At 65.0% G+C, this 7,492-nt stretch carries 7 protein-coding genes; 3 read left to right on the top strand and 4 right to left on the bottom strand.

From position 1 onward, the window contains the following. Positions 1-121: 121 nt before the first annotated feature. Both FXB40_RS36380 and FXB40_RS36375 read left to right on the top strand, forming a co-directional pair. Positions 122-973, top strand: a complete 852-nt coding sequence (locus FXB40_RS36380; protein ID WP_148777095.1) for an alpha/beta hydrolase family protein — start codon at positions 122-124, stop codon at positions 971-973. Positions 974-1,109: 136 nt separating this feature from the next. Continuing rightward, the gene (locus FXB40_RS36375; protein WP_148777094.1) at positions 1,110-2,654 is read left to right on the top strand and encodes a hypothetical protein; all 1,545 of its coding nucleotides are present in this window, start codon (positions 1,110-1,112) and stop codon (positions 2,652-2,654) included. A gap of 31 nt (positions 2,655-2,685) precedes the next feature. Here FXB40_RS36375 and FXB40_RS36370 read toward each other — a convergent pair whose 3' ends face one another. The 4 genes from FXB40_RS36370 to mgtE form a co-directional block, all read right to left on the bottom strand. Further along, positions 2,686-3,594: a hypothetical protein gene (locus tag FXB40_RS36370; protein WP_148777093.1), complete on the bottom strand. Its 909-nt coding sequence runs from the start codon at positions 3,592-3,594 to the stop codon at positions 2,686-2,688. A gap of 49 nt (positions 3,595-3,643) precedes the next feature. After that, complete coding sequence (locus FXB40_RS36365; RefSeq protein ID WP_148777092.1) at positions 3,644-4,462, bottom strand: aldo/keto reductase; 819 nt, start codon at positions 4,460-4,462, stop codon at positions 3,644-3,646. A 142-nt stretch (positions 4,463-4,604) separates the two neighbouring features. Continuing rightward, entirely contained in the window at positions 4,605-4,916 is a 312-nt protein-coding gene (locus tag FXB40_RS36360) for a helix-turn-helix domain-containing protein (protein ID WP_148777091.1), read from the bottom strand. 241 nt (positions 4,917-5,157) lie between these two features. Beyond that, complete coding sequence (gene mgtE / locus FXB40_RS36350) at positions 5,158-6,579, bottom strand: magnesium transporter (RefSeq protein ID WP_148777089.1); 1,422 nt, start codon at positions 6,577-6,579, stop codon at positions 5,158-5,160. A gap of 76 nt (positions 6,580-6,655) precedes the next feature. Between mgtE and FXB40_RS36345 the strand changes: the two genes are divergently transcribed. Then, complete coding sequence (locus FXB40_RS36345; protein ID WP_148777088.1) at positions 6,656-7,462, top strand: polysaccharide deacetylase family protein; 807 nt, start codon at positions 6,656-6,658, stop codon at positions 7,460-7,462. Positions 7,463-7,492 lie beyond the last annotated feature (30 nt).

The raw sequence follows: 7,492 nt of genomic DNA, 5'->3' as shown, positions 1-7,492 counted from the left end.
AGATGTGTATAAGAGACAGATTTCTTGCTCAGCCTGGTCGGGCAAATTGCAGAGACTGCGTGACCGAGATCACGTGTGCAGCGCTTGACACTGAGTGCGCGTTTCCTCGACAACTCAAGCCATGATCCGTTTTCCAGACATTGCTGACCTGCCGACCACGCCCTTCTCCGGGGCCGATGTGGTTCGGGGCGTTGAATGCGCCGCGTCCGATGGCGACGGCGCGGGGCGCGTTTTGGTCGAGGTCGACGGCAAGGCCGACGTTCTCGCTTTCTATGGCGCGGCGCCCGAAGGTGCGCCGGCCGATCCCGTCATCTTCCTGCGCGGCGATGCCGTGGAGAAACGCGATGACGGGGTCGTGGCCAACGAGTGGTACGTCGCGGCGACAGCCTACGACGTGCAGGCGCTGGCTGAACAGTTCAGCGCCAGCTTCCATCGCCCCTATGTCCACCTGGCGCGTCCGGGTATCCTGGGTTCGACGGGGCGCCATCTCGACCGGCGCCGGCCGCGCGAAGTTGCGCTGGTCGATGCGGCGCTGACCCGGCTCAAGGCGCATTTCGGCTGGCGCCGTCTCAATCTCGTCGGCCAGTCCGGCGGTGGCCATCTCGTGGCCGCACTGATCGCGCGCCGCGACGACATCGGTTGCGCGGTGATCACCTCGGGGAATACGGCGGTGGCCCAGCGCAATCGCGAGAACGGCTGGACCGCCGACATCACCGGCCACAGCGACTTCCTCGACCCGATCGACCATGTCGCCGACGTCGCGCGTCATCCGCCGGAGAAGATCATCGTGCTCACCGACCCACAGGACCAGCGCGTGTCGCCGTCGGTCCAGACCGCCTATGTCGAGGCGCTGCGCCGGGCCGGCGTCGCGGTCGAACACCGCCTCCTGCCGGCGTCCGGCAAGCTTCGTCATGACCTGCAACTGCCGGGAATCCTGGCGGCCTTCACTTGGCTTGCCAGCTACGGCACATAGCCCGGGCACACTCGCAGCTATTGACGCGGGAAATTTTCCCACATATTCCTGCCGCCGCGAATTCAGCGGCAGCCGGGCGTAAATGCATCCTGATCTTCGGCCGGCACCGGCACACACTGCAATCGAGCCGAAACGATTGGGCAACATTGCTTTCGCCGGGATGCTGGCATCGATCACCGCCATGGTTGCAGCCGGCCTCCTGGTGCGGCTGAATTCATTTCCCGGCCTGCACGGTGACGAGGCCTGGGTCGGATTGCGCGCGCTGGAGCAGCAGGCCCGCGGGATGTTCACGCTTCGCGGCATGAACGGCTATACCGGATCACTCTTCCCCGAGATCGTGAGCCTGGTCTTTTCGATCATCCCGGCGAGCGTCGGCAGCCTGCGACTGGCGAGCGCGATTTTGAATGGCTTGGCCCTCGGCTTGACCGCCCTCGCCTTCTGGAAACGAGGCGCAGCCGCGCTCTATTTCGCGTTGGCGATGGGATCCTCGCTGCTGTTCCTGTTCTACAGCCGGGTCGCCTGGGAGGTGAACGCGCTCCAGAACCTCCTGCTCGCGCTCGTGCTGCTCACTCTCCCGCACCTGCTGGAACGAGGCCGAAGCCCTCATCGCTGGCTTTTCCTTCTCCTGCTCGCCTTCTCATTGGGCTGCTGGAGTCACGCCATCTTCATTGCCGCGGCGCTGTCCTTTGCCGCCGCGACGCTCCTCGTCGCACTCACATGGCCTGGCGAAAGCAGCGCAAAGCTGCTGCTGATCGGCCAGCTGAACCTTCTGGTCCAGATCGTTCTGTGCGGACGGCATTTTTTCGGCGACGGCGCGTTCGTGACCCGGGCCTTGCCGGCGATGCTGGCCGGTCTCGGCCTGATCGCGCTCGCAACCCGTGCCTATGTCCGCGTCGAGGGCCACCTGCTTCCGCACACGATCAGAGCCTTGACCAATCGGCGTGTCGCGAGGGTCGCGAGCATTGTGATTGTCGGTTTCGTGGTGCTCTCGCTGGCAGCGTCGCCGATCGGCGATGTCAGCTTTTTCGGCACGGTCTCGGGCATGATCCTGCTCGAACGCGTCGTCTCTTATTTGCCCAGCCCGATCGAAATGATCGCGCTGCACCTGCGCATGGTGCTGCTGCTCGCATTGTTCGCGGCGGCTGCACTCCGCTCCCTCCGCTCCAAACCGAGCGAGCCGGAGCAGCTCATGCTGCCGCTGTTCTGTCTGTGGACGATCGCCTATTTCCCGGCGCTGCGGCTTTCGATCGCCAGCGTTGCCGATCGCTACTACATCATCCCGCAGTTCCTCTTTTTCGTTTCAATCGCGCTCGCCATTGACGGCTTTCGCGCGAATTGGAAAATGCTGGCTATCGCGCTGCTGCTCGCCGGATTCGTCCACGCGCAAGTGACGATGGTCCGCGAAGCCTTTCGCGACGAGGACAGACCGCCATTCGAGCTGTTCGACTATGCCGGCTACACCGACACCTCTCGCCATTTCATGAGGCTCGATTCGCTCACGAATGAGCTGAAGTCACGAGCCGCTTGCCGGGTGGAATCATCCAGCTTCTTCATCGCGCAGCCGATGCGCTTCCTGATGGCGGTGGGTCAACCCTGCACGGGCAATGCCGAGGTGCGGGTGGAGTATTGTGCGGCGTGTCTCGCACCGGTTCGCGGGTTTGAGCTGCAATTGCGGAAGTAGCCGGTCGTCGAAGCGCGACGCGGCACAGGCGTCACGACCCGCCGAAATCCTGCGGCGTGAACGACAGGTCCATCACTTTCCATTCCTCGTACTTGTCGACGGGCAACATCTTGTAGGGCTGGCAAGCCTGCAGCGCGCTCATCGCTGATTGCACGATGGCCACGCCCTTCGCCGACGGCGGCGCCTCGATCAGGATCGGCGGGCGCGCCAGCGTGCCATCGGTGGCAAGCACCGCACGCAGCCTGATGCGCACGGCATCGGATGGTGCGACGTCGGCCGGAAGCTTCGAACAACTCCTCAGGTGCCGGCGAAGCTCGGCAATGACCTCGGGCGGCAACTTGGCGCCGATCGAATCCTTGGCATCGCCGCCGTCATCCTTGGGCGCGTCTTTCGGCGCGGGCGGCAATTCGGGCGGCAGGCCCAGCATCACGCCGTATTTGACGGTGACGTCAGGCTCCGGCGCCCGATAGGCTGGCGGCGCGGCCTGCGGCTGCGGCATGGCGGGCGGAGGCTGCTGCGCCTGAGGCTGGGGCGGCGGCTGTTGCGGTGGCACCTGCGATGGCTGAGGCTGCGGCTGCTTCTGTTGCGGTTCGTGCGAGGCCTGTTTCTGTTGCGGCGCCGCCTTCTCTGCTGCCTTCTCTCTGGCCGCAGGCTTGGGCGCAGGGTCCGGCTTGTCCTTGTCGGTGAAGTCCAGCTTCGGCAGCTTCAAGTCGGGGAGCGGCTCAGGCGGCTTCTCCTTCGCCTTCTCTTCGGCTTTTTCCTCCGCCTTGGCCTCCTCCTGCTTCACCTGCTCCGGCGTGACGATATCGACCGCGACAGTCTCGGGCGGCGTGGAATGAAACGGATGCACCTCGCTGATCACGATGATCAGCGCGACCAGCGTCAGATGCGCGATGGCTGACGCCACAATGTCCGTCCGTATGATCTTCCGCCGTTCCATCGCCCGATCTTGGGTTGCCGACCTGCTCCTAGCATACAGCAGGCTCCCCTCAATCCCATTTCGGCGCGAAGCCGAAATCGGTCAGGCGGCCCTTGGGGCTGGCGAGTGCGGCGACCTCCGCCATCTCGTCATCCGAGAGCTCGAAATCGAAGATCTCGATATTTTCCGACAGGCGCTCGACACGCGACGTTCTGGGAATCGCGGACACGTTCTGTTGCACCAGCCAGCGCAGGCAGATCTGTGCCGGTGTCTTGTGATGGGCGCGACCGATTCCCGCGAGCGTCTGGTCGGCCTTGATGCGGCCCCTGGCGATCGGGCTGTAGGCGACGAGCGCCATCCCATGCTGGTCGCAGGCCGCTCTCACCTTCGCCTGATCCAGATAAGGGTGATATTCGACCTGGTTGCAGACGAGCGGCTCGGGTGACAGCGCGACCGCCTGCTCGATCAGCGCCACCGTGAAATTGGAGACGCCGATGTGGCGTGTCAGGCCCATCCGCTTGGCGTGCGCCAGCGCGCCCAGCGTCTCCTCCAGCGGCACATGCGAATTGGGCCAGTGCAGCAGCAAGAGGTCGACAGCGGGAAGCCTTAAGCGCACCAGGCTCTCCTTGACCGATCGTTCGAGATCGTGGGGTGCGAAATGGTTGGTCCAGACTTTTGTGGTGACGAAGATGTCGTCGCGGCGGACGCCGGAGGCGCGCAACCCGTCGCCGACCTCGCGCTCATTGTCATAGACCTGGGCGGTGTCGATGTGGCGGTAGCCGAGCCGCAGCGCCTGCTCGACCACGCGCGCACAGGTCCGGCCGCTCAGCTCCCAGGTCCCGAGCCCGATCGCCGGGATTCTTGCGCCATTGGCCTCGACGAACAGCATGAGGAATCCTCTCTGTTGCGGCAGCCCCCAAATGTCATCACCGGCATCATTATGGACCCGGTCCGCCAGAGTGCAACGGAGGACGCCGATCTCGGGGCCGGATCTTTCTGTGCAACGCTAACGGGAGGTTCGCGTCAGCCGTTCAAGCTTTGGCGAGCGCCTGGAACACCGTGTCGGGCGCATGCGCGATCACGGCGAGCAGTGCGCGAGCGGGTCCGCGCGGGGCCCGCTTGCCCTGCTCCCAGTTGCGGATGGTCTCGACGGGCACGCCGAGCTTGGCGGCGAACTCCATCTGGGTGAGACAGGCGCGCCGGCGCAAATCGCGCACCGCGAGCGAACCGGCCTCCGCCGGCGGAGGCTCGACCGCAGACGCGACCGGCTGGACGGGAAACTCTTGCCCGTCCCGCAACTCAACGACCCGTCCGTCCGCCTTCAGCCGCAACCGCATGCTCATTCCCCCAAGCGCGAGAGATCATGCGGCAGCACGCTTAAGGTGGGATTAAAGGCGTAGCGCGCCGGCACCCGAGAGGGGTGCACCGCCCTCATCCCGTCATTGCGAGGAGCCCGCGACAAAATTGCGAAGCAATTTTGCGCTGGTGCGACGAAGCAATCCAGAATCTTTCCACGGAGGGACTCTGGATTGCTTCGCTGCGCTCGCAATAACGAATGGAGAGAGCGGCGTCCCCAACCTCTTCCTATTTCAACCCGAACCACAGCGTGGCGATGCCGAGGAAGGAGAAGAATCCGACGACATCCGTCACCGTCGTCACGAACGTGCCCGACGCCACCGCCGGATCGGCCCTGACGCGCTCGAGCGCCATCGGGATCAGGATGCCGCCGAGCGCGCCGGCGACCAGGTTCACGATGATCGCAAGCCCGATGACAACACCGAGGCCGGGGATCTTGAACCAGACCACGGCCGCAATGCCGGTGATCACGGCAAAGGCGAGACCGTTGATGAGACCGACCAACGCCTCGCGGATGACCACGCGCCAGGCGTTGGAGGAGCCGAGCTCGCGGGTCGCGAGCGCCCTCACCGCGACCGTCATGGTCTGGGTCGCGGCATTGCCGCCCTGGCTCGCGACGATCGGCGCAAGCACGGCGAGCGCCACCATCTGTTCGAGCTGGCCCTCGAACAGGCCGAGCACGGAGGACGCGAGGAAGGCTGTGGCGAGATTGATCAGCAGCCAGTTGAAGCGGGCGCGCGCGATGGTGAGAAACGTGTCCGACAGCTCTTCATCGCTGTTGACACCGCCGAGCGCCTTGAGGTCCTCGTCCGCCTCTTCCTCGATGACGTCGACGACGTCGTCGACGGTGATGACACCGACGAGGCGGTCCTGGGTGTCGAGCACGGGTGCGGCGACGAGGTTGTACTTGCCGAACATGCGCGCCACCTCCTCCTGGTCCTCCAGGACGGAGACGCGGCGGCGGTCCTCGTCGGTCAGCTCGGCAAGCGCCACCGGACGGCGCGCGCGCAACAGGACGTCGAGCGAGACTGCGCCCTGCCAGTGCTGCTCCTTGTCGACGACGTAGATCTCGTAGAAGCGCTCGGGCAGATCGGGCGTATCGCGCATGTAGTCGATCGCCTGCCCGACCGTGAAATCCTGCGGCACGGCGATGAACTCGGTCTGCATGCGCCTTCCGGCCGAGTTTTCCGGATACAGCAGGCTGCGCTCGAGCGCGACGCGCTCCTGCAGCGGCAGCTTCTCGAGGATCTCCTCCTGCTCTTCCTCGTCGAGGGTTTCGAGCAGCTCGACCGCGTCGTCAGATTCGAGCTCTCGGACACCCTCGGCCACCGTCTCGGGCGGCAGCTCGTCGAGGATTTCGTCGCGCACGGTCTCATCGACTTCGTTCAGTGCGGAGAAGTCGAAATCGGTTCCGGTCAGCTCGACCAGGCGGACGCGGTCGTCGGGCGCAAGCGCCGCGATGAGATCGCCGAGGTCGGCCTCGTGCAGCTCGGCGACGCAGGCGCGCAACGCGGCGCTGTCGGCGGCCTCGATCGCATGGGCGATTTCCTCGACGAATTCGTGCCTGATTTCGCCCTCTTCGTTGCGCATCGGGACGTGGTCGAGTACCAATGTCTGGGCGGACGCAGCGCCATCCATATGTTCATCCATGGAACGCCTCGCCGTTGGACAGGTTGGTGATTTGGGCTGACGGTCAGGCAATACCCTCAAGGCAATCGGGAGTGCAATGGCAAAGATGCAGCGGCTGAAATGGACCTCGATCATTGCGGGCCCTGCTCTCGCGGCCCTCGCCACGATCGGCTCGGTCGAGGCCGCCGACTGCCCGCGGAGCGACGCGCTCGGCACATCGCGGATCCTGAGCGTCGATGCCAAGACCACGCCGCGCGTCGGCCTGAAGAGCTTTCCGGAGACGCTGCCGCTCGCCGATCACGAGGTGGTGCTGACCTTCGACGACGGCCCGCGTCCCCAGACGACGTCCAAGGTACTGGCGGCGCTGGCGAAGGAATGCGTGCGCGCGACGTTCTTCCTGGTCGGCCGGAGCGCCGCCGAATTTCCAGACATGGTCAAGCGCATCGCCCGCGAGGGTCACACCATCGGCCACCACACCTGGTCGCATCCGTACATGGCGCGGATCCCGGCCGATGCGGCGAAGTACGAAATCGACCGCGGCATCGCCTCCGACGAGATGGCGCTGCACGGGGTCTCGACGACGACGCCGTCGACGCCGTTCTTCCGCTTCCCCTATTTCGAGTCGACGCAAGCCCAGCTCGACCTGCTCCAGTCGCGCGGCATCGTGGTGTTCGGGGCCGATTTCTGGGCCAGCGACTGGAACGACATGACACCGGAGCAGGAACTCAAGCTGATTACCGATCGCGTGGCCGCCGCCCGCAAGGGCATCATCCTGTTCCACGATGCCCAGGCGCGCACGGCGGCCATGATGCCGGACTTCCTGCGGTATTTGCGGGAGAACGGCTATCACGTGGTCCACATCGTGCCGGCGGGCACATCACAGAAGAACGCCGACGCGCATTGATGCCGGAATGTCACGCCGGACCAAAATGGG

This window comes from Bradyrhizobium rifense, from assembly GCF_008123425.1.
GTDB lineage: Bacteria > Pseudomonadota > Alphaproteobacteria > Rhizobiales > Xanthobacteraceae > Bradyrhizobium > Bradyrhizobium rifense.
The sequence above is the reverse complement of the archived record's forward strand: the minus strand, read 5'-3'. Positions and strand labels throughout refer to the sequence as shown.

What these genes read in the sequence shown, in the direction of transcription:
- FXB40_RS36380 (WP_148777095.1), top strand. Translation starts at nt 122, where the DNA reads ATGATCCGTTTTCCAGACATTGCTGACCTGCCGACCACGCCCTTCTCC.
- FXB40_RS36370 (WP_148777093.1), bottom strand. Translation starts at nt 3,594, where the DNA reads ATGGAACGGCGGAAGATCATACGGACGGACATTGTGGCGTCAGCCATC.
- FXB40_RS36365 (WP_148777092.1), bottom strand. Translation starts at nt 4,462, where the DNA reads ATGCTGTTCGTCGAGGCCAATGGCGCAAGAATCCCGGCGATCGGGCTC.
- FXB40_RS36360 (WP_148777091.1), bottom strand. Translation starts at nt 4,916, where the DNA reads ATGAGCATGCGGTTGCGGCTGAAGGCGGACGGACGGGTCGTTGAGTTG.
- mgtE (WP_148777089.1), bottom strand. Translation starts at nt 6,579, where the DNA reads ATGGATGAACATATGGATGGCGCTGCGTCCGCCCAGACATTGGTACTC.
- FXB40_RS36345 (WP_148777088.1), top strand. Translation starts at nt 6,656, where the DNA reads ATGGCAAAGATGCAGCGGCTGAAATGGACCTCGATCATTGCGGGCCCT.